Source organism: Pseudomonas sp. OVF7, assembly GCF_030644265.1.
GTDB lineage: Bacteria > Pseudomonadota > Gammaproteobacteria > Pseudomonadales > Pseudomonadaceae > Aquipseudomonas > Aquipseudomonas gorinensis.
In genome coordinates, this window is the sequence record NZ_CP128996.1 from 2,771,542 (window position 1) to 2,791,877 (window position 20,336).

16 protein-coding genes and 5 pseudogenes are annotated in these 20,336 nt (G+C 58.2%); 8 read left to right on the forward strand and 13 right to left on the reverse strand.

What is annotated here, in order from left to right:
* The 5 genes and pseudogenes from QU606_RS12720 to QU606_RS12740 all read left to right on the forward strand — a co-directional run bounded on the left by QU606_RS12720 (position 1) and on the right by QU606_RS12740 (position 4,403).
* A pseudogene (locus QU606_RS12720) lies at positions 1–1,551 on the forward strand (IS3-like element ISPpu4 family transposase).
* 225 nt (positions 1,552–1,776) lie between these two features.
* Positions 1,777–3,177 (forward strand): FAD-binding oxidoreductase, encoded by a 1,401-nt coding sequence (locus tag QU606_RS12725; protein WP_134939351.1) that lies wholly within the window; start codon positions 1,777–1,779, stop codon positions 3,175–3,177.
* Between the two features lie 203 nt (positions 3,178–3,380).
* Positions 3,381–3,593: a hypothetical protein gene (locus tag QU606_RS12730; RefSeq protein WP_134939350.1), complete on the forward strand. Its 213-nt coding sequence runs from the start codon at positions 3,381–3,383 to the stop codon at positions 3,591–3,593.
* A gap of 69 nt (positions 3,594–3,662) precedes the next feature.
* Positions 3,663–4,044, forward strand: a pseudogene (locus QU606_RS12735) (YeeE/YedE family protein).
* Positions 4,041–4,403 (forward strand): annotated as a pseudogene (locus tag QU606_RS12740) (DUF6691 family protein). Before QU606_RS12735 ends, QU606_RS12740 begins: the two co-directional pseudogenes overlap by 4 nt.
* Positions 4,404–4,466: 63 nt before the next feature.
* Here the strand turns inward: QU606_RS12740 and QU606_RS32925 are convergent.
* From QU606_RS32925 to salA, 12 genes and pseudogenes are all read right to left on the reverse strand, one after another.
* A pseudogene (locus tag QU606_RS32925) lies at positions 4,467–4,746 on the reverse strand (hypothetical protein); the annotation flags it as partial.
* 21 nt (positions 4,747–4,767) lie between these two features.
* Positions 4,768–5,199 carry a heme-binding protein gene (locus QU606_RS12750; RefSeq protein ID WP_304998425.1) on the reverse strand — a complete coding sequence of 144 codons (432 nt, stop codon included), beginning with the start codon at positions 5,197–5,199 and terminating at the stop codon, positions 4,768–4,770.
* Positions 5,200–5,245: 46 nt separating this feature from the next.
* Positions 5,246–5,437 carry a 2-hydroxymuconate tautomerase gene (locus tag QU606_RS12755; RefSeq protein WP_134939348.1) on the reverse strand — a complete coding sequence of 64 codons (192 nt, stop codon included), beginning with the start codon at positions 5,435–5,437 and terminating at the stop codon, positions 5,246–5,248.
* A gap of 54 nt (positions 5,438–5,491) precedes the next feature.
* Positions 5,492–6,286: a 2-oxo-3-hexenedioate decarboxylase gene (gene dmpH / locus QU606_RS12760; RefSeq protein WP_134939347.1), complete on the reverse strand. Its 795-nt coding sequence runs from the start codon at positions 6,284–6,286 to the stop codon at positions 5,492–5,494.
* A complete protein-coding gene (dmpG, locus tag QU606_RS12765) occupies positions 6,283–7,323 on the reverse strand; it encodes a 4-hydroxy-2-oxovalerate aldolase (protein WP_016355712.1) in 1,041 nt (346 codons plus the stop codon). The genes dmpH and dmpG overlap by 4 nt, the downstream gene beginning before the upstream one ends.
* 13 nt (positions 7,324–7,336) lie before the next feature.
* The gene (locus tag QU606_RS12770; protein WP_016355711.1) at positions 7,337–8,260 is read right to left on the reverse strand and encodes an acetaldehyde dehydrogenase (acetylating); all 924 of its coding nucleotides are present in this window, start codon (positions 8,258–8,260) and stop codon (positions 7,337–7,339) included.
* A gap of 20 nt (positions 8,261–8,280) precedes the next feature.
* On the reverse strand, positions 8,281–9,066 hold the full coding sequence (gene dmpE, locus QU606_RS12775; protein WP_134939346.1) for a 2-oxopent-4-enoate hydratase: 786 nt from the start codon (positions 9,064–9,066) through the stop codon (positions 8,281–8,283).
* The gene (locus tag QU606_RS12780) at positions 9,051–9,944 is read right to left on the reverse strand and encodes an alpha/beta fold hydrolase (RefSeq protein WP_134939345.1); all 894 of its coding nucleotides are present in this window, start codon (positions 9,942–9,944) and stop codon (positions 9,051–9,053) included. Before QU606_RS12780 ends, dmpE begins: the two co-directional genes overlap by 16 nt.
* A gap of 7 nt (positions 9,945–9,951) precedes the next feature.
* Positions 9,952–11,412, reverse strand: a complete 1,461-nt coding sequence (locus QU606_RS12785) for a 2-hydroxymuconic semialdehyde dehydrogenase (RefSeq protein WP_134939344.1) — start codon at positions 11,410–11,412, stop codon at positions 9,952–9,954.
* A gap of 34 nt (positions 11,413–11,446) precedes the next feature.
* Positions 11,447–12,370: a catechol 2,3-dioxygenase gene (locus QU606_RS12790; protein ID WP_134939343.1), complete on the reverse strand. Its 924-nt coding sequence runs from the start codon at positions 12,368–12,370 to the stop codon at positions 11,447–11,449.
* 14 nt (positions 12,371–12,384) lie between these two features.
* Complete coding sequence (locus tag QU606_RS12795; protein ID WP_134939342.1) at positions 12,385–12,705, reverse strand: 2Fe-2S iron-sulfur cluster-binding protein; 321 nt, start codon at positions 12,703–12,705, stop codon at positions 12,385–12,387.
* Between the two features lie 435 nt (positions 12,706–13,140).
* Positions 13,141–14,445, reverse strand: coding sequence for a salicylate 1-monooxygenase (gene salA / locus QU606_RS12800; RefSeq protein ID WP_134939341.1), 1,305 nt, complete (start codon positions 14,443–14,445; stop codon positions 13,141–13,143).
* A gap of 148 nt (positions 14,446–14,593) precedes the next feature.
* On the opposite strand from salA, the gene nahR reads away from it, so the two are divergent.
* Together nahR and QU606_RS12810 are read left to right on the forward strand one after the other, a co-directional pair.
* Positions 14,594–15,496, forward strand: a complete 903-nt coding sequence (nahR, locus tag QU606_RS12805) for an HTH-type transcriptional activator NahR (RefSeq protein ID WP_134939340.1) — start codon at positions 14,594–14,596, stop codon at positions 15,494–15,496.
* Positions 15,497–16,132: 636 nt separating this feature from the next.
* Positions 16,133–17,113: an IS5 family transposase gene (locus tag QU606_RS12810; protein ID WP_134939339.1), complete on the forward strand. Its 981-nt coding sequence runs from the start codon at positions 16,133–16,135 to the stop codon at positions 17,111–17,113.
* A gap of 561 nt (positions 17,114–17,674) precedes the next feature.
* On the opposite strand, the gene gstA is transcribed toward QU606_RS12810, so the two are convergent.
* Complete coding sequence (gene gstA, locus QU606_RS12815) at positions 17,675–18,280, reverse strand: glutathione transferase GstA (protein ID WP_134939338.1); 606 nt, start codon at positions 18,278–18,280, stop codon at positions 17,675–17,677.
* 757 nt (positions 18,281–19,037) lie between these two features.
* Between gstA and QU606_RS12820 the strand changes: the two are divergent.
* A pseudogene (locus tag QU606_RS12820) lies at positions 19,038–20,070 on the forward strand (IS110 family transposase).
* Positions 20,071–20,336 lie beyond the last annotated feature (266 nt).

The window sequence follows — 20,336 nt, forward strand, 5'->3', positions numbered from 1 at the left end:
ATGTCGAGCTATTCACCTGAGCGTAAAGTGGCCCTTATCAACAAATTGCTGCCGCCTCAAAACATGTCCGTGGCCGAGTTGTCGCGTCAAGAAGGCATCTCTCAAGCCACCCTGTATGCTTGGCGAACCAAGCTCAAAGCAGGAGGCGCAGTGGTGCCCGGAGATAAAAGCAGTGCCGATAACTGGTCGGCTGATGCCAAGTTCGCAGCGGTGTTGCACACGGCCACGTTGAGCGAGATCGAGCTTAGCGAATACTGTCGCAGCAAGGGTTTGTACCCCGAGCAAATCGGCGCTTGGCGACAGGCCTGCATCAGTGGCCAGCTAACAGCCCAGGCACAGCGCCAGGCCGAGCGAGAACAGGCGCGCGCCGACAAAAAACGCATCGCCGAGTTGGAGCGTGAACTGCGGCGCAAGGACAAGGCGCTCGCAGAAACCACCGCGATTCTGGTGCTGCGAAAAAGATGAATGCCTTCTGGGGAAACGACAGCGAGGACGTCTGACCTCGCTGCCAGAACGGCAACAACTCGTTGAACGTTTTAACCAAGCCGTTGCTTCTGGTGCACGCAAAACTATTGCCAGCGCGGAGATCGGGCTGTCGCTGCGCAGCCTGCAACGCTGGGCGCTGACGCCTGTGATGCAGGCCGACGTGCGCACCACCACGTCACGTCCGCGACCACTTAATGCCCTGAGTGAACAGGAGCGTTGCGCTATTTTAGAGGTCTGCAACAGTCCGCCATTCGTCAGCCTGCCGCCCAGCCAGATCGTCCCGATACTGGCCGATCAAGGCCGTTATCTGGCCTCAGAGGCAACCTTTTACCGCGTCCTGAAGGAAGCTGATCAGCAGCACCGACGTGGCCGCAGCCATGCACCGCACAAGCATGCTGCGCCGACAACTCACAGCGCAACCACAGCCAATAAGGTCTGGTCTTGGGACATCACCTACTTGCCATCGCCAGTGCGTGGGAAGTACTACTATCTGTATTTGATCGAGGACATCTACAGCCGAAAGGCCGTGGGCTGGGAAGTTTACGAGCAAGAAAGTGGCGAGCTGGCGGCCGAACTGATGCAGCGCACCGTGCTCACCGAACGCTGCGCCGGACGGCCCTTAGTGCTGCACTCGGACAACGGTGCACCGATGAAATCGGTGACGTTGCTGAGCAAACTGTACGAACTCGGCATCACCCCGTCACGCGGACGACCACGGGTGAGTAACGATAATCCCTACTCAGAATCGCTGTTTAGAACCCTGAAATATTGCCCGCAATGGCCTCCTGGTGGTTTTGCAGATTTGGACGCGGCACGCAGCTGGGTGCGCGATTTTATCCGCTGGTACAACCACCACACCGCCACAGCCGCATCCGCTTCGTGACCCCGGCACAGCGTCATCGAGGCGAGGATCAAGAGATCTTAGCCAAGCGTCATGCGCTGTATCAGCAAGCCCGCAATCAGCATCCACACCGCTGGTCGGGTGCGACACGCAATTGGCAGCCCATCGGTGCTGTCACACTCAATCCGGAAAGGGACTTACCGACACTGAAAATAGCCGCATAAAAACACAGCTGACGCGACAACTACCTTGCAAAACGCCGCGTACGGCGCGCTCGCGGACATCAGGGGAAAACTTCGGTGGCTTTGGCATAGTGGCCCCAGTTTCTAAAAAGGTGGAGCCTCCGCGATAGCCGGGGCGGTTCACAATGATAACGGAACGGCGGCTTTAAACTTGTATGCCAGTTGTTGTACCTTGGATTATTAAATCAACAATAAATGGACCATCCAATGGGCACTCACAATGCGCCACAAATATCTCCCACGCCCACTCTGCTCGATGCTTTGCGCGAGCTGATCGGTGGGCGATTGAGTACCAGCCGTGCCGAATGCGAGCAACACGGGCGCGGAGAGTCATATCATCAGGCACTCCCGCCGGGCGCAGTGTGTTATGCCGAGTCAACGTCCGAGGTTTCGACTATCGTTAAACTCTGCGCCGCACAGCGGGTTCCGATCATCGCCTTTGGTGCTGGCACGTCGCTGGAAGGCCATGTGGGCGCCGCAATGGGGGGCGTCTGTATTGACCTGAGCCGCATGCAGAGAATCATCGACGTTCGTCCGGACGATCTGGACGTGACTGTCGAAGCAGGCGTCACTCGCACGCAGTTAAATGCCGAACTGCGCACCACAGGGTTGTTCTTTCCAGTCGATCCGGGGGGAGAAAGCACTTTAGGCGGCATGGCGGCGACCCGGGCGTCAGGCACTAATGCAGTGCGCTACGGAACGATGCGCGAAAACGTATTGAATCTCACGGTAGTAATGGCCGATGGCCAGGTGATCAAGACCGGCGGCCGTGCACGCAAGTCTGCTGCTGGTTACGACCTCACGCGATTATTGGTTGGCTCGGAAGGTACTCTGGGCATCATCACTGAAGTCACGCTGCGCCTTTACGGCATTCCTGAAACCACATGCGCGGCGGTGTGCACTTTCCCGACAATTGCCGCGGCGGTGAGTTCGGTGGTTTCAATTATTCAATATGGGATCCCGGTCTCACGCGTTGAGTTGCTGGATGCGCGCACGGTGCAGGCTGTAAACCGATTTTCCCAGATGGGGCTGACAGAAACACCGACACTTTTTTTCGAGTTCGCCGGATCCCCGGCCAGCGTTGCGGAGCAGGTGGAACTGACGCAGGAAATTGTTGAGAGCAACGGCGCACTGGGTTTCCAGACTGCAGCCGATGCTGATGCCCGCAGTGAGCTATGGCGTGTCAGACACAATGTTCACTATGCGATGCAGTCCATGCGTCCGAATGCGCGGATCTGGAGTACCGATGTGTGCGTGCCGATTTCGGCGTTGACCCAATGCATCGCCGAAACAGCTGAAGATGTCGCCAAGGTCTCATTTTTCGTAGGCGTAGTCGGCCATGTGGGCGATGGCAATTTCCACTTGGGACTGGTGGTCGATCCGGATAACGAAGCAGAAATGGCTGAGGCCGAGGCACTCAATGAGCGTGTGGTCGAGCGCGCTCTTGCGCTGGACGGCACATGCACTGGTGAGCATGGAATTGGTTTGGGGAAAATAAAGTACATGGCGCTGGAACATGGTGCAGCCGTTGGAGTAATGCGTTTGATCAAGCAAGCGCTGGATCCCTTAGGACTGATGAACCCCGGAAAAGTCCTTCCCGAAGTTTGATGCCCAAGGTGAAATCCACGTCTTCAACACAGACATGTCGTGCTGGAGGCTTTTCTAACGCTATCCCGAAGGGGATGCTTCACATGTCCGATAACTACACAGCCCAGGACATCTACGCTTTCAAGCGCTAGTGAGACAACTCCGTAAAGGGCGTGAACACCGCTTGGTCGTTGCCGGTCTTGTTGTCGAAGAATGAGGACTCAATGGCCTCCTTCGAGCGCTTCGTTGTCGAATACAATGAGATGTACTTCTCCAAGTGGATGACGTTCCTGACCTCGATCATCTGCCCGATTTTCGCCATGTCGCCGTCGGAGATTAACTTCGACTCGCTCACATACGGCAGCAGCTCGGCGCTGTCGGGTTCCGACACCAGCGAAAAGCTGGTGGCCTCCAAGCTTCCGGTCTGCGGCCGCTGAGCTCCTACTACCAAGGCGTGATCAGCGGCTTTATCGTCAGCGCCCTGGTCACCCCTTACAGGCGGCGTATTGATCGGTCTGGCGTCCAAGCCTATTTCTCGTCGCCAACGGACGTGTCGCAGGCATCCGCGGTCTGATCGGTAGTCTTTTACAGCGTGGGAGCGTGGGGCGAGTGAGAAGTACGTTTTCTCCTGGGCCTGCTTATCGCGCCGCTTCTATGGGGCTTGTTCGCCGCGCTGCCGCAGATTGAGTTCCAAAGTGGTTGGTTCGGGTTGATCGTCGCCGGTATGTTGGTGGGCGCCGGTACACGATACGGTTCAGGTTGCACCAGTGGCCATGGGGTGCGCGGCATATCGCACCTTTCGCCGCGATCAATGGTTGCAACTGTGTGTTTCACGTTCGTGTCCGCCACAGTGTTTTCTTGCGTCATCTTCTAAAGGGGGTGACATGATCAAACTGAGTGCATTCATTGCTGGTCTGCTGGTCTGCTTAGGTCTGGTTCTGGCAGGTATGGCCAACCTCAGTAAAGTACTCGCTTTCCTGGATTTAACTGGTGCTTGAGACCCTTCCTTGGCGTTGGCCCAATAACCAAGCCGCGACAACAATCTAGCTCGCTGCTGGGAAGACCAATTCAGTTACCGATCAAACATAAGTTAGACCCGCGCTTGATTGGCGGTAGCAGCGGGCATCTGTCCTGGCCCTGCAGTGGCAATTCTGCTGACAGGACGCTTGCAAGCGATCGTATTCATGTTGGCCATGCAGTCCGGTATGTTGTTGTTTACCGCGCTGGAAACCCGGCGCAACCATTAATCGGGAGATCGCCATGAAAGCAAACATTGGAACCATTGACCGTAGCCTGCGCATTGTCGCTGGCGGCAGCAACTGGCTGGTCTGGTTGCTCAGCGCTGCTCGGTAACGGGTACCGCAGAATCCCGCGGGGTGATCTTCAACCCGGACTCTGTGAGGATGGCATCGCGCAGCCCGTTGACCTTGACCAACCAGGTGACGGTGGCCATCTGCTTGTCCAGCAGCTGTATGCACTCTTCCATGTACTGTCGGACAGGGCGCAGATTTCGTAGAAACGCAGGCTGAGGCGTTCAGAGGTGATCACCAGCGGCTTCCAGCGCGGCTTGATGAAGGCCGTAGCGGCATCCCCTGCAGAAACATGGCAAGTTCAGTCGTTTTGTGCATGAGCAGATTCACGGAGCACCCACAGACCCGCTTCAGCACAGGCTTCGTCCTGTTCCTCACTGGCTCCGGAGACGCCAATACCACCAATGCATTCGCCGTCCAGAAGGATAGGCAGGCCTCCGCCGAACACCACCAGCCGCTCGCGTTTTGGCAGGCCGATGCACAGGCGCGGGTTATCACCCAGCACTTCGAGCCAGTCGCGAGTGGGAAAGCCGAAGCTGACAGCAGTATAGGCCTTGTCCTCGGCGATACCTTGAGAATGCAGGAAGGCGCCGTTCATGCGCAGATAGGCCAGCGGCAGGCCGGCGCGGTCCACCACGCTGACGTGAATGCGCACGCCAAGCTCGTCGGCATGGGCCACGGCGGCGCGTGCGACGGCAGAGGCTACTTCCCAGTGCAGCGAGCGTTCGGTCATGGTTTTCACGTGTCGGGCACCCAGGATTGTGCAGGATCAGGTGGGATCATCGACCGAGAGCCTTGGCGCTTTTGCCCGCGATGCCGAAGTGGTTACTCGGCATCTCGGTGATGATGACCCGTACTCGTTCGATCGGTGCGTCCAGCGAGCGCGACATAGCGTCGCTGACTTCGCGGATCAGGGTTTCCTTCTGTTCGTTGCTGCGACCTTCTAGGATGTACAACTGAGCGATGGGCATACCTCGTCCTCCGAAAAAAGGGGGCGGCCGTCCGTGCAGACCGGCCGCGGGGGGTCAGATAAAGCGTGCGGACACCGAGCCGAGGCCCTGGTAACGCACGGTTATGTTGTCGCCCGGCGCAACCGGCACGGCGGCGGTGATGCCGCCGGTCATGATGAAGGTACCGGCCGGGATGTGTTCGCCGCGCTCGGCCAGCAGGTTGGCCAGCATCGCCACGCTGGACAGCGGATGGCCGAGCACTGCGGCGCCGGCACCGAGTTCGACCACTTCGCCGTTTTTCTCCATGACCACGCCGAGGGTGCGCAGGTCGACCTCCTCCAGGCTGGCCATCCGGCCACCGGTGATGAAGCGGGTCGAGGAAGCGTTGTCGGCGACCACGCTGATTAGGTCGAACTTGAAGTTCTCATAGCGCGAGTCGATCACCTCGACGGTGGGGATCACGTAGTCGATCGCCGCGATCACATCGCCGAGGTGGCAGCCCGGGCCGTGCAGAGGCGTTTTGGTCACCACTGAGATTTCCGCCTCGATCTTCGGATGGATCAGTTGGGCGCAATCGATTACGCCGCCGTCCGGCACGCTGAAGTAATCGGCGAGGAAGCCATAGATCGGCGTTTCCACTCCCATCTGCGCCATCTTCGCCCAGGAGGTCAGCCCCATCTTCAGGCCTACGATCTTGTTGCCGCGGGCCTCCTTGCGCCGACGGATTTCCCACTGCACGTCGTAGGCGTCGGCGAAGGTCATATCAGGAAAATCGTTGGTCACCTTGCCGATATCGTGGACATTCAGCTCGGCATTTTCGATGTGCTCGGCCAGGGCCAGCACCTGTTCGCGGATCAGAGTACGGTTCATGCGCTCACCTTCTGCTGCTGACGAGCCCGCGCCATGTCCAGGGCCAGGTCTTCGATCATGTCTTCCTGGCCACCGACGGTGCCGCGTCGGCCCAGTTCGACTAGGATGTCGCGGGCCGAGACGCCATATTTCTTCTCGGCGCGTTGGGCGAACAGCAGGAACGAGCTGTACACCCCGGCGTAGCCCAGGGTTAGGGCGTCGCGGTCGACGCGGATCGGCTGATCCATCATCGGCACCACCAGGTCCTCGGCGACGTCCATGATCTTGTACAAGTCGATACCGGTCTCCACACCCATGCGCTTGCACACCGCGACGAACACTTCCAGCGGGGTGTTGCCGGCACCGGCGCCGAGGCCGGCGACTGAGCCATCGATGCGCACTGCACCTGCCTCGATGGCAGCCAGGGAGTTGGCAATGGCCATGCCCATGTTGTGGTGTCCGTGGAAACCGACCTCTGTGGCCGGATTCAGCTCGGCACGCAGGAGGCCAATCTTCTCGCTGACCTCATCGGGCAGCATGTAGCCGGCCGAGTCGGTGCAATAGATGCAATTGGCGCCATAGCTTTCCATCAGCTTGGCCTGTTCAAGGACTTTCTCAGCGCTGATCATGTGCGCCATCATCAAGAAGCCGACGGTGTCGACGCCGAGCTTGCGTGCCATGCCAATATGCTGCTCCGAAACATCCGCCTCGGTGCAGTGGGTGGCCACCCGGATGGTCGAGACGCCGCAGTCCAGGGCCATGCGCAGGTGCTCGACGGTGCCAATGCCGGGCAGCAGCAGGGCGGACACCTTGGCCTGTTTGAGCTGCGGGATCACGGCTCGCAGGTACTCCTCGTCGCTGTGCGCCGGGAAGCCGTAGTTGATCGAACGACCGCCAAGGCCGTCGCCGTGAGTGATCTCGATCAGCGGCATACCTGCCGCATCGAGGCCCTTGGCCACCGCGACCATCTGTTGCAGGCTGATCTGATGGCGCTTGGCGTGCATGCCGTCGCGCATGCTCATGTCGTGCAGAATGACGCTCTTGCCGTGCAAATTCATGGTGCTACTCCTCTCACGCGAACGCGATGTCGCGACGCGGCAGTTGAATGGTGCCGGCGGCGATTTCCTCGGCGAACATCTCGCCGGTGCGCAGCGCGGCGGCGGTCATGATGTCGAGGTTGCCGGCGTACTTGGGCAGGTAGTCGCCCAGGCCTTCGACTTCCATGAAGATCGACACGCGGTTGCCGTCGAACACCGGGCCGTTCTTCAGTCGGTAGCCGGGCACGTATTTCTGCACCTCGGCGATCATCGCGTGGACCGAGACGGTGATCGCGGCCTGGTCCGGCTCGCTGTCGGTCAAGCAGTGGATGGTGTCGCGCATCATCAGCGGCGGCTCGGCCGGGTTGATGACGATGATCGCCTTGCCCTCCCTGGCGCCGCCGACCTGCTCAATGGCTCCGGCGGTGGTGCGGGTGAACTCGTCGATGTTCTTGCGCGTGCCAGGGCCGACAGAGCGCGAGGACACGGTGGCGACGATCTCGGCGTAGGCCACAGGCTGCACGCGGGAGACCGCGGCGACCATAGGGATGGTTGCCTGGCCGCCGCAGGTGACCATGTTGACGTTCATTTCCAGGCGGCCGACGTGCTGCTTGAGGTTGACCGGCGGCACGCAGTAAGGGCCGATGGCCGCTGGGGTTAGGTCGACCATCAGCACGCCAAGCGCGTTGAGCTTGCGGCTATTCTCGGCATGCACATAGGCCGAGGTGGCGTCGAAAGCGATGCGGATGTCGTCGTCCAGCACATGTGGCAGCAGGCCGTCGACGCCTTCGGCTGTGGTCTTCATGCCGAATTCGCGGGCGCGCTTGAGGCCATCGGAGTTGGGGTCGATGCCGACCATCCACACCGGCTCGATCCACTCGGAACGGAGCATCTTCATCACCAGATCGGTACCGATATTGCCGGGGCCGATAATGGCCGCCTTGAGTTTCTTGCTCATGGGGGTTGTCCTCTGTTCGATCAGGTGAAGCGCACGGAGGCGCTGCCGATGCCGCCGATCTCGACGCGCATGAAGTCGCCGGCTTTGACCAGCTCCAGGGGTACCAGCGAGCCGGAGAGGATCACTTCGCCAGCCTTCAGCGGGATGCCGAAGCGGCCCAGGGTGTTGGCCAGCCAGGCCACGCAGTTGACCGGCGAACCCAGGGCCGCGGCGCCGGCACCGGTGCTGAGCAACTGGCCGTTCTTCTCCACCAGCATGCCGCAGGTGACTAGGTCGACCTGGCGTGGCGACACCGCCGTGTCGCCGAGCACGAACAGCCCGCAGGAGGCGTTGTCCGCCACTGTGTCCTCGATCTTGATTTTCCAGTCGCGGATGCGCGAATCGACGATCTCGAAGCAGGGCATCACGCATTCGGTGGCGGCCAGCACGTCGGCGTTGGTTACGCCGGGGCCGAGCAGATCTTTTTTCAGGATGAAGGCGATCTCGCCCTCGGCCTTGGGCTGCATCAGCCTCTGGCTGATCGGCATGGCTTCGCCGCTGTTGAACACCATGGCGTCGGTCAGGTAACCGAAGTCGGGCTGGTGCACGTTGAGCATGTTCTGCACCGCCTTGCTGGTGACGCCGATCTTCTTGCCGATAATCTTCTCGCCGGCGGCCAGCCGGCGTTCGAGCATGCGCAGGGAGATGTGGTAGGCGTCATCGATGCTGATGGCGAGACCGCGCTCGGTCAGCGGCGCGATCGCCTCGCGGTTGACCATCGCCTGGTACAGCTCGTCGCCGAGCTCGTTGATTAATATCTGGTCCATAGTTCTCTCTCAGGAAGGGGGGCGGCCTCGGCGAGGAAATCCTCGACCAAGCGGGCGAAACGGCCGGCGTGCTCGATCTGGGTCCAGTGGCCGCAGTGGCCGTAGACGTGCAACTGGGCGTTGGGGATCAGCTCGGACAAGGCCAGCGAGGCGGACAGGGGGATCACTCGATCCTCGCGGCCATGGATTACCAGCGCCTCGTGGGGCAGGGTGCTGATCTGTTTCGGGTCGCTGGCCAGGCCGTCGACCCAGCGCTGGCGCGGCGCCGGGAACATCGCGGCGAACGACTCTTGGAAGCCTGGACGGATGCTCGCCTGGTAGCGCAGCTCTGCCAGCTCGTCATTGACTAGATTGCGGTCATAGGCGAATACATCAAGCAGGCGGCGCATCTCTTCAAATGAAGGGTTGTAACCCCAGACTGCATCCAGCCCCTCTGTGATGGGGAAGGTCACGCCGACGCTACCCATCAGCACCAGCCGACGCACCCGCTCGGGGTGACGGATGGCCAGGGCCAGCGCCAGGCCGCCACCAAACGAATTGCCGACGATGTCGGCCTGGGCGATGCCGAGCGCGTCGAGCACGCCGATGGCATGCTCGACCCAGCGCGCCTGGTTGTAGAAGGCATCAGCCGGGCGTTCACTGAAACCAAAACCGAGCATATCTGGGGCGAGCACCCGGCGGTTCTGGGCCAGCTGCGGAATTATCCCACGCCAGTTGGCCCAGGCAGTGACGCCGGGGCCGGAGCCGTGAATCAGCAGCACCGGGAAACCTTCACCCTGGTCATGCAGGTTAGTGCGCCAGCCCGCAGCGAGGATCTGGCGACCCAGTTCGGGGCTAGGTTCCGTAACCTGCGGGGGGGCCTTCAATGATGCAGTCATAGGCACCTCAGAGTTTCACGCAGATGTTTTTTAGCTCGGTGTAGAACTCCAGCGAGTGCACCCCCCCTTCACGGCCGATGCCCGACTGCTTGCTGCCGCCGAAAGCGGTGCGCAGGTCGCGTAGGAACCAGCTGTTGACCCAGACGATGCCGGCCTCGATCTGCCCGGCGACGCGGTGGGCGCGCGAGCTATTTTCGGTCCAGATCGCCGATGCCAAGCCATAGGGCAGGCTGTTGGCCAGTTTGACTGCCTCCTCTTCGCTGTCGAACGGACGGATATGGCAGCAGGGGCCGAAGATTTCCTCGGTGACCACCGCCGAATCGTCGGCCAGCCCGGTCCAGATGGTCGGTTGCACCCAGGCGCCGCCAGCCAGGTGCGCCGGCATGTCCGGCACGCCGCCGCCGGTGATGACGCTGGCGCCGTCGTCGAGCGCCTGCTGGTAGTAGTTGAGGACTTTTTCACGGTGTTTGAGACTGACTAGCGGACCGAAGTTGCTGCTCGTGTCGTCCGGCGGACCGATCACCAGGCTCTCGGCACCAGCCTTGAGGCGGGAGACGAACTCGTTGAAGATCGGCCGCTCGACATATACCCGCTCGGTGCCGAGGCAAACCTGGCCACAATTGGCGAAGACTGAGCGCAGGGTGCCCTCAATGGCCTTGTCCATATCGCAGTCGGCGAAGACGATACCAGCGTTCTTGCCGCCCAGTTCCAGCGACACCTGGCGCACGCCCTTGGCGGCGGCGCGCATAATGGTTTCGCCAGTGCCGGTCTCGCCAGTGAAGGTGATGGCGTCGACGTCCGGGTGGGCGGTGAGGAAGGCCCCTGCCGAATCGCCGCCGAAACCGTGTACAACGTTGTACACGCCTGCTGGCACGCCGGCGGCCTGCATCACCTCGCCGAGCAGGGTGGCGGTTAGCGGGGTTTCCTCGGATGGCTTGACCACCACGCAGTTGCCGCAGGCCAGCGCCGGGCCGACTTTCCAGGTCATCAGCAGCAGCGGCAGGTTCCACGGGCTGATCACCCCGATCACCCCCTTGGGCCTGCGCACGCCGTAGTTGAGCGCACCAGCACCGTCCGGGGTAGCCATCTCAAAGGCTTCATTGGCTACATTCTTAAGCAGGTCGGCGAACACCTTGAAGTTGGCCGCCCCGCGCGGAATGTCGATGTGCCTGGCTAGGGATTTAGGCTTGCCGGTGTCCAGGCATTCGGCCTCGAGGAACTCGTCGAAGCGCGCCGTGATGCCATCGGCCACTCGATGCAGAATCTCAGCGCGCTCCACTACCGTCATCTTGCCCCATGGCCCCTTGAGCGCGGCACGGCCAGCCTTGACCGCGGCGTCGACCTCTGCGCGGCCGGCCTCGTGGACACTGGCGATCACTTGGCCGTTGATTGGGTTGATATCTTCGAAAGTGCGGCCGCTGGCCGAGCCGATGAACTCACCGTTGATGTAATGCTTAATCTCTTTCATTTGCGCTACCTCTGGAATATATCGACTCGGGCCTTCAGGTCAAGACAGTCATGAATCGTTCATTGAGCACCCGGTCATGATAGAAGATCGCCTTTCCCAGGTCCTTAGCCATCCAGGTCACAGGCTTGTGATCCGGGTAACTGTAATCACCGCCGCAAAACACCTCATTGCGGTTGCCAGAGGGATCGAAAAAGTAAATAGTCTTACCGTGGGTTAGACCATGACGGGTCGGACCGATGTCTATTGAGGTGTCGGTCATGCTGATCAGGTCGGCGGCGCGCAACACATCCTCCCAACTCTCAAGGAGGAATGAGGCATGATGGAGCTTGCCCTTCTCCGCATGCTGAATAAAAGCAACATCATGTGCCTTGGTCGACAAACTGAGAAATTGAGCTAGGCGTTTACCTTCTGCATCGATTACTTGCTCGGCTAGATAGAAGCCTAACACCTCGGTAAACAGATCATTTGTGGCTTGTAATTCGTCGCCATACAGCAAGCAATGGTCGAAGCGGACAGCCGCCATCCCTTTCAGATCGCGCGGCCAGGCCTCGGGATTAATCTCATTCACACCCCATTTACCAGTGTATTCCTTGTCCACATACAACTCGAAGTGATGTCCAGAGGGGGCCTGGAAGCGCACGCGCCTACCGCAGCCGTTCAGTTCGCCCGCCGGTACATGCTCGATGGCACAGCCATATGCCAGCAGATCCTGCTCAAGTTGCCGGAGAGAATCCTCATCTACCATCTTGAAACCCATAAAATCCATACCAGGCTCATCGGCTTCACGTAGCACCACGGAAAACTTGTCAACTTCTGTCCAGGCCTTCAGATAGACACGGCCGTGCTCGTCACGGTCCATCTCGATCAGGCCTAATAAATCGACGTAGTGTTTTAGGGCCTCGGCCATATCCAGTACCCTTAGCTGCACGTGGCCGGGGCGCATTATCCCTTTACTCATGGCGTCACCTTTTCTCATTGTTGTGGGTTGACTATTTCTTCGTTTGGGGGGTTTGAATAACGTTCGATACATAAATCACTACGGGCAAACAGTCGGCATGCCAAGGCGTAACCTTGTTCTCGAGCCTCTATAGATAGGTGCTTGCAGCTCATACGTCCGCATTCGTAATCACCGGTCAGCACCCGCACCTTACACACGCCGCACCCGCCGCCGCGACAGCCAACTGGTAAGCAGTACTTGTTCTGGGCCTCCATAGCACGCAGCACTGACTGCTGCGGCTGGCAGACGAAGCTCTCCCCATCAGGCCGCACAGTGATTTCAAAGACAGTTTGCATCCCGCCTCCATCGACACCTGCGTCACTGGGCACAGCTGCAGGACCCCAAAAGACAAATCCTAGCCAGCTTGGTGATTGCTAGGGAAGTATTGATTGTCATCGCGCGAGCTCTGATTGTGGAACGGAACGAGCGCTTGTTATTGGTTTGCATTGTTATCTCTAGCGGTGCTCTTCGGCACAGCGTGTAGGAAATACTAATGGGTTACCGTGGTGTCTGCGTTGCCCTGGTACCAATGCGGTGGCTGCCCGTGTTTAGATCAGAATCTAAGTTTATCTACAGATCCAACGGCTCTCATCAGCGTCGGCCTAGCGGCTGAAGCAAAGTGATATCTTGCACCTAGCACCAAAGGCAAACCCATACGCATCACGTAACCCGTGCGCAGAAAATGCTTCAATACTTGCCCTCGAAACCCCAGCCACAATCTACACGCCCACTTACCCTTGACGCTGCGCAATTTGGTCACGCGGCTCCCACCCCATGCGCACTCGGGCCTCAGCCAGATCGGTGTCGAGGTCATGGTTCCATAGCCAATCAAAGCGGGTCGCCAGGGTCTCCCCCAGCAGTTGCTCGTTCGCACCGACGATGGGGTCGCGCAATTCGTATAGTTCGCCGGTTTCGAAGGAGGTTCGCTGCACGAGACAGGCACGAGGGCGGCGTAGGTCGTCGTAGGCTTTAAGCAGCTCGGGTAGAGTTTCTGCATCCGCATGAGGATCGCCCAGCAGACGAGCGAGAAAGTAGGCGTCCTCAAGCCCCTGAGCGGCACCGGCACCTTGATGCGGAAGCATAGCGTGGGCTGCGTCACCGATTAGGACGACCCGACCATGCACATAGGTTGGCAGCTCCGCCAAATCATGCAATGCCCAGAGAGTGGGGTTCGGGATGCACTCCAGTAGGATACGTGCGGCATCCCCCCACCCGAAGAAAGCATCAAGCATATCGAGCTGGCTCACTTCCCGGACCCAAGGGGCATCGGCGGGCCAAGTTGGCTCCGGCTGGCTACGGTCGGAAATGAAGGCTACCACGTTGATGCTGCTACCATTTCTTACAGGGAAGGTAAGAATATGGCCATCGAGTCCTAAGTACATCTGCGGTACATCCACCAAGTGCTCGGCGATGCCATTGATCCTATAGGCTTCGCGCAGTTGCAGGCTATCTACCATCCCCCGGAATGCACAGGTGCCGCTAAAACGTGGTCCTAGATGGGCCAGTCCCTGACCTTCCAGCACATGACTACGAAGCGCTGACTTAATGCCGTCGGCGCCGATTAGGAGATCGCAACGGTACTCCGTGCCGTCGGCGAATAGCACTTGCAGTTCACCACCCTGCTGTTCGACCTCGGTGGCACGCTTCCTGAATTGTGCGATGCCTTCTGGAAGGTGTCTTACTAGGGCGTCAAGGAAATCCGCCCTGTGTACAGAAGACTGACCTACGCCCGGCGCAATGGTGGCACCTAAATAGCTAGCATCGCTCCCGCGCCGCCATTCAAACCAAACATCCTCCCAAGGCTGTGGGGTACGATCAGCAACCTGCAGGTAGGCCTCACCCAAACCCAAACCGGCAATGGCGCGCACGGCGTTAGGCCCGAAGGACACACCAGCACCTACTTCACCGAACGCGGGGGCCGCCTCGAATAGCTGTACCTCGAGATGGGAGTGCTGGCACAAGCTCAATGCCAAGGCGACACCTGAAATTCCGCCGCCGATTATACCAACGCGCAAGGCCGGTTTCTTATTGTTCATGCAATACCTGTCAACTTTATTATTGGATGCCTCCAACAATAGCGAAGCTATAACTATTGATAAATACACTAAATCCTATACTATATATTCGCATTGAGAATAATGCTGCCGTTCAGGCAGAACGACAGCGACAACATAGCGAGGCTCCATGGAACTACATGACCTGGATTTAAACCTGCTAGTAGTATTCAATCAGTTGCTCGTCGACAGGCGTGTCTCTACCGTCGCGCAAAGCCTAGGTCTAACCCAACCTGCCGTAAGCAACGCCCTGAAGCGCCTGCGCACCGCACTGCAGGACGAACTATTCGTACGTACCCACCAAGGCATGGAACCTACGCCCTACGCTGCCCATTTAGCCGAGCCCATCGCCCATGCCATGCACAGTCTGCGCGAAGCACTACATCACGAAGAGCGCTTCGATCCTCTGACCAGCGAGCGCACCTTCACCCTGGCCATGACCGACATTGGTGAGATATATTTCATGCCCCGGCTGATGGATGCGCTCACTCATCAGGCCCCCCATTGCATAATCAGCACTGTACGCGACAGCTCGGTGAGCTTGGTACAGTCGTTACAAGACGGTACAGTAGATTTGGCCGTAGGCCTGCTACCCAACCTACAGGCCGGCTTCTTACAGCGTCGGCTGCTCCACAACCGCTACGTGTGCCTTTGCCGTAAGAACCACCCGGCCACCAGAGAGCCACTGACCTTGGAGCGCTTCTGCGCCTACGGCCATATACGAGTCATCGCCACCAGCACTGGCCACGGCGAAGTAGATTCCCATATGGCGCGGGCCGGCATCCGACGTGACATCCGCCTAGAGGTTCCGCATTTCGTCGCCGTCGGCCATATCCTCCAGCATACGGAGCTACTCGCGACCGTACCTGAGCGCTTCGCTGACTGCTGTGTAGACCCCTTCGGCTTGAGCGTGCTGCCTATCCCCATCGACCTACCAGAAATCCCCATTAACATGTTCTGGCACGCAAAATACCACAAGGACCTAGCCAACATCTGGTTGCGACAACTGATGTTCGATTTGTTTTCGAATTGAGCCACAATCCGGGGTGATCGTTGGGGCTATCAGTAATCTTGAGCAGCCGCTCGCATATTGGTTGGCAACCGAGGAAGCCAAGCAACTAGCTACTCATGCAGGGGGACCTTAGCAATACGCCAGTCGCACCGACTGTGCCATTCCTAGGTTTAGGTATGTTGAGGGCGGCAAGGCGTCCGTAGATTGGCCACTGGAGCCGGTTACGCTGGCTGCGTCGCTTGAGGCGCTTGCCGCCAACCGAAAACCACCGAGACGTGTCAGATTTCCCTGTACTGCATGGTGCTTGAAGAATCCACTAACCACTCGGTTAAGCGACTGACCACGACTCAAACTGGCTCATGACGTCGGCGTTTTAGCTTATCCCGAATGGCCAGCAGCATCGCACGCCTCCACTCCTTGACCGTCAGCCACAGGATTTGAAACCCACCGGTTCTGTTGGTCCTACAAGTGTGTAAAGCCCAGGCAGTCAAAAGCCTCCGGTTTACCCAAGGCTCGCTTCCTACAATTTCTCGCAGCAAAACGATCAAACTCGATCAGTCGTGTCTTCAAAGCGTTGAGCGATAAACCGAACCTAGGGAATCTCCGAACAAGTCCCGGTTATGCGAAAATCGCCTGACCACCTGATCCGAGCCTCCCATGAGCCAGATGAGCTTTTCCGATTTCGAATATGCCAGCAAGCGCAAGCAGACACGCCGCGAACGCTTCCTCGCCGAGATGGATCATGTCGTCCCCTGGACAGGTCTGCTGGGCCCGATCGAACCGTTCTACCCCAAGGCCGGCGGTGGCAGAAAACCTTATCCGCTGGAAACCATGCTGCGCATTCACCTGCTGCAGAACTGGTTCTCCCTGAGTGATCCGGCCATGGAAGAAGCGCTCTACGAAATCACCCCCATGCGCCAGTTTGCACGCCTGACGTTGAGTGCGCCGATACCGGAAGACACCACGATCATGAACTTCCGGCACCTGCTGGAGAAACATCAACTGGCTCCTGCAATCCTCGCGGTCATCAACGGTTATTTGCAGGAAAAAGGCCTGTCGCTGCGCCAGGGCACCATCGTCGATGCCACTATTATTCATGCCCCAAGCTCGACCAAGAACAAAGACGGCGAGCGTGATCCCGAGATGCATCAGACAAAGAAGGGTAACCAGTATTTCTTCGGTATGAAGGCCCACATCGGCGCTGACGTTGAGTCTGGACTGGTTCATCACGTCCATGGCACTGCGGCCAATGTGGCCGATGTCACTCAAGTCGCCGAACTGCTCCACGGGGAAGAAAACGCGGTCTATGAGGACGCTGGCTACACCGGTGTCGAGAAGCGTGAAGAGCACGAAAATCGTAACGTGATCTGGCAAATCGCGGCGCGGCGCAGCACGTATTCCAAGCTGAACAAACGCAGCCTGTTGTACAAAGCCAAGCGCAAGAGCGAGTACTGCAAAGCGCAGACACGCGCCAAGGTCGAGCATCCGTTTCGGGTCATCAAGCGCCAGTTTGGTTACGTGAAAGTACGCTTTCGTGGGCTGATGAAAAACACGGCCCAACTGACCACGCTGTTCGCCCTGTCGAACCTGTGGATGGCTCGAAAGCGACTGATGGGTTTGGGTGAGTTGCGCGCTTAACACGGAAAACCGAGCGAAAAACGCGCTCGACTCACACTGCATCAGACCGTTTTCAGAAAAATAGCGCTATGTGCCTGGCAAATTACGGCTTGCCACCGCTGCGCGGCAAGTTGATCGGAGCATCCCTAGGGTTAGAAACTTATTTCAGAGACAGCACACTAGATCAAGCTTGGCAGGGGAATTAAAGAGTTCAACACGGCTTTTCAATTAAATGAGATGACAAAGATCGCTGGCGACTACTGCAGGAAAACACTGGTGTCCAGGGGATAGGCTCCGGTAGTGTTTCTCCGCCTACTGATGCGTCGGCACTGACCAATCTGTATCGGACGGGTTCGATTCCCGGTTTGGAACTGAGCTGGCCCTGAAAGTAGACGGGCTTGGAATCCTTTCCAGCGACCTATTTCGACGACTGCTGCCGGAGCTGATGCTGAAGCCGTCAAATACCCAGACCTAGGAACGCAGCCACGAGCCACCCGCAAGTTACACAGGATGGTTCGTACCGCGTCCTGTAAAAAGTGGAGAAACACTTATTTTCAGGATCAACCCAACGATTATCGTGCCTTAGCCGAGCAGGCCCTCTCTTTTGAGGGCCGCCTGTATGGCAGGACGCCCGGCGATGCGCCCCAGGTATTCGTTGATCGTGGGCCAGGACGCAAGATCGAACTGCACCAATCGCGACCAACCCAACACGGTAAACAGATAGGCATCGGCAACCGTGTAACTGTCGCCGAGAAGGAACTGTTTGCCCGCAAGCTGTGCCGCGACATACTCACACCGCTTTGTCAGCGTCTGTTTGATCTGTATTTTCCATTCATCAGGCGCGCAGGGATTGAACAGGGGGCTAAAGGCTTTGTGCAACTCCGATGTAATGAAATTGAGCCATGAGTACAGGTGGTAGCGTGCCATGCTGCCGGCCGAAGGTGCCAGGCTCTTGTCGGCGCGATCTGCCAGGTAGAGTAAAATCGCCGACACTTCGGTTAGCAGCTCGCCATCATCGAGTACTAACGCAGGCACGTAGCCCTTGGGATTGATGGTGCTGAAATCGATATTGGACTCCGTCCTATGCGTGGCCAGATCCACTTTTTCGAGCGCAAAGTCAAACCCGGTTTCTTGTAGCGCGATGTGTACGGCCAGCGAACAGGCACCAGGTGCATAGTACAGTTTCATAAGTGTGTCTCCTTGTTGTGGTGGCAGTTACAAACCTGCGTAAGCGGGATAATTGGGGGTAGCCTTTTTCACCTACGGTATAGACAGTGGAGATATCAAGCGGATTGAACGGCGTGGCCATGCGCCAGCACCGATAGGTCGGCGTTGGCGAGGAATACTCCCCACCACGATCAATATACACTTGCGGCTCCAGGTCAGCCTAGGTACGTTCGGCAGCAGCATGACCGCCGAACAAGAGCAGATACCCTGAACCGCTCGCGAATGGCCTGTTTGATAGCGGTGGGTTTCAAATACTGCGGCTGACGGTCAAGAAGCGGATGCGTGCGACGCTGCTGGCCATTTGGGATGAGCTGAAACGCCAACGTCATGAGCCAGTTCGAGTCGTAGGTCAGTGGCTTACCCGGGTGATCAGCGGGTACTTCAATTACCACGCGGTGCCGGGGAATCTGATACGTCTTGGTGGTTTTAGGTTGGCGGTATGCCGTCTATGGCGGCAAGCCCTCAAGCGACGCAGCAAGCGTAATAGACTCCAGTGGTCACGCTACGGACGCCTTGCAGACCTCTATATACCTAGACCTAGAAATGCACATCCTTACCCTGAGGATCACTTCGCGTCACATATCCGAGGCAGGAGCCGTATGTGGTAGTTCCGCACGTACGGATCTATTGGTATGGACGCCCCCATCCACAAACCAGTGGCTTCAACGTGCAATAGTAGAAGTGCTTCAGAAACCACAAACCAAGAGGAGCATCTGGCATGAAAATTATGACCGTTGGTAACGATCTGGCGAAAAATGTATTTCAGGTGCACGGTGTTAATGAACATGGCAAGACCGTTCTGAGAAAGCAACTCAAGCGCGAACAGGTCGCCACCTTTTTGCAATCATGCCGCAGTGCCTGATCGGTATGGAGGCCTGTGGAAGCGCCCACCATTGGGCTCGCAAGCTGCGCAGCTTTGGTCATGATGTGAGGCTGATGGCCCCGCAATTCGTAAAGCCATATGTGAAAACGAACAAAAACGATGTAGCTGATGCTGAGGCTATCTGCGAAGCGGTAGGTCGGCCAAACATGCGTTTTGTGCCGATTAAGGACATAGAGCAACAGGCTGTGCTGTCGCTGCATCGGGTTCGTCAGGGATTGGTGAAGGCTCGGACAGCGCAGGCTAATCAGATCCGTGGGCTGCTGGCCGAATTTGGTCTTGTAATCCAATCCCACAGGGCATCGCACATATCGCCAAGCGTGTGCCGGAGCTTATTGAGGATGAGCACAACGAGTTGCCGGGCTTGTTTCGTCTGCTTGTGCCGCGTCTACAGGAACAGTTGAAGGGGTTCGATCATCAGGTTCGTGAGATCGAGAGTCAAATTGTCGCCTGGCATCGCGTGAACGAAAACAGCCGCAAGCTGGCCAAGATTCCAGGCATCGGGCCAATCAAGGCCAGTGCGATGGTAGCCTCTCTTGGCGATGCCAAGAGTTTCAAGAATGGCCGACAGGTGAGTGCTTGGCTTGGGCTGGTGCCGAAGCAGAACTCCACTGGGGGTAAGACGGTGCTGTTGGGGATGAGTAAGCGGGGGGACTCCTATCTACGGACGCTACTGATCCAGGGGTCACGGTCGATGATCTACGCAGCACAACGAAAAGATATCTCTGACAGCTGGCTTGGCCGGCTACTTAAGCGGCGTAACGCCAATGTGACAGCCGTTGCACTGGCGAATAAAAACGCCCGAATTATATGGGCCTTGTTGGCCTGTGACCGCGAGTTCCGCTCCGATTACACGACCGTCGTCGCGTAATCGGAGTGGCTTGAAGACGTCAACTCAACCCTGTAGTAGACCAACGCTATTGATTGCTCAGGTGAGCATGAATTGATGGCAAAACTGGTAAGACCGTGGCCAAGAAAATCTGAACCGCACAGCGTGCCATGAGCACACGGATCTATTGAGAACTCGGCCAGCGGATTCCATCAGGGACAGCGGCAACGCCGCACCGAAAGTCCAGATGTATGAGTGTAATCTATACCATCGAGCCGTCACAGATTGAAAGCTTGGCAACCCGGGGG

Bases quoted from the DNA above. Each gene is read 5' to 3' on its own strand.
- gstA (WP_134939338.1), bottom strand. From the start codon at position 18,280: ATGAAACTGTACTATGCACCTGGTGCCTGTTCGCTGGCCGTACACATC.
- QU606_RS12810 (WP_134939339.1), top strand. From the start codon at position 16,133: ATGAGCCAGATGAGCTTTTCCGATTTCGAATATGCCAGCAAGCGCAAG.
- dmpG (WP_016355712.1), bottom strand. From the start codon at position 7,323: ATGAATTTGCACGGCAAGAGCGTCATTCTGCACGACATGAGCATGCGC.
- QU606_RS12750 (WP_304998425.1), bottom strand. From the start codon at position 5,199: ATGACCGAACGCTCGCTGCACTGGGAAGTAGCCTCTGCCGTCGCACGC.
- QU606_RS12730 (WP_134939350.1), top strand. From the start codon at position 3,381: ATGGCCTCCTTCGAGCGCTTCGTTGTCGAATACAATGAGATGTACTTC.
- nahR (WP_134939340.1), top strand. From the start codon at position 14,594: ATGGAACTACATGACCTGGATTTAAACCTGCTAGTAGTATTCAATCAG.
- QU606_RS12780 (WP_134939345.1), bottom strand. From the start codon at position 9,944: ATGACTGCATCATTGAAGGCCCCCCCGCAGGTTACGGAACCTAGCCCC.
- dmpE (WP_134939346.1), bottom strand. From the start codon at position 9,066: ATGGACCAGATATTAATCAACGAGCTCGGCGACGAGCTGTACCAGGCG.
- QU606_RS12795 (WP_134939342.1), bottom strand. From the start codon at position 12,705: ATGCAAACTGTCTTTGAAATCACTGTGCGGCCTGATGGGGAGAGCTTC.
- QU606_RS12755 (WP_134939348.1), bottom strand. From the start codon at position 5,437: ATGCCCATCGCTCAGTTGTACATCCTAGAAGGTCGCAGCAACGAACAG.
- QU606_RS12785 (WP_134939344.1), bottom strand. From the start codon at position 11,412: ATGAAAGAGATTAAGCATTACATCAACGGTGAGTTCATCGGCTCGGCC.
- QU606_RS12790 (WP_134939343.1), bottom strand. From the start codon at position 12,370: ATGAGTAAAGGGATAATGCGCCCCGGCCACGTGCAGCTAAGGGTACTG.
- salA (WP_134939341.1), bottom strand. From the start codon at position 14,445: ATGAACAATAAGAAACCGGCCTTGCGCGTTGGTATAATCGGCGGCGGA.
- dmpH (WP_134939347.1), bottom strand. From the start codon at position 6,286: ATGAACCGTACTCTGATCCGCGAACAGGTGCTGGCCCTGGCCGAGCAC.
- QU606_RS12725 (WP_134939351.1), top strand. From the start codon at position 1,777: ATGGGCACTCACAATGCGCCACAAATATCTCCCACGCCCACTCTGCTC.
- QU606_RS12770 (WP_016355711.1), bottom strand. From the start codon at position 8,260: ATGAGCAAGAAACTCAAGGCGGCCATTATCGGCCCCGGCAATATCGGT.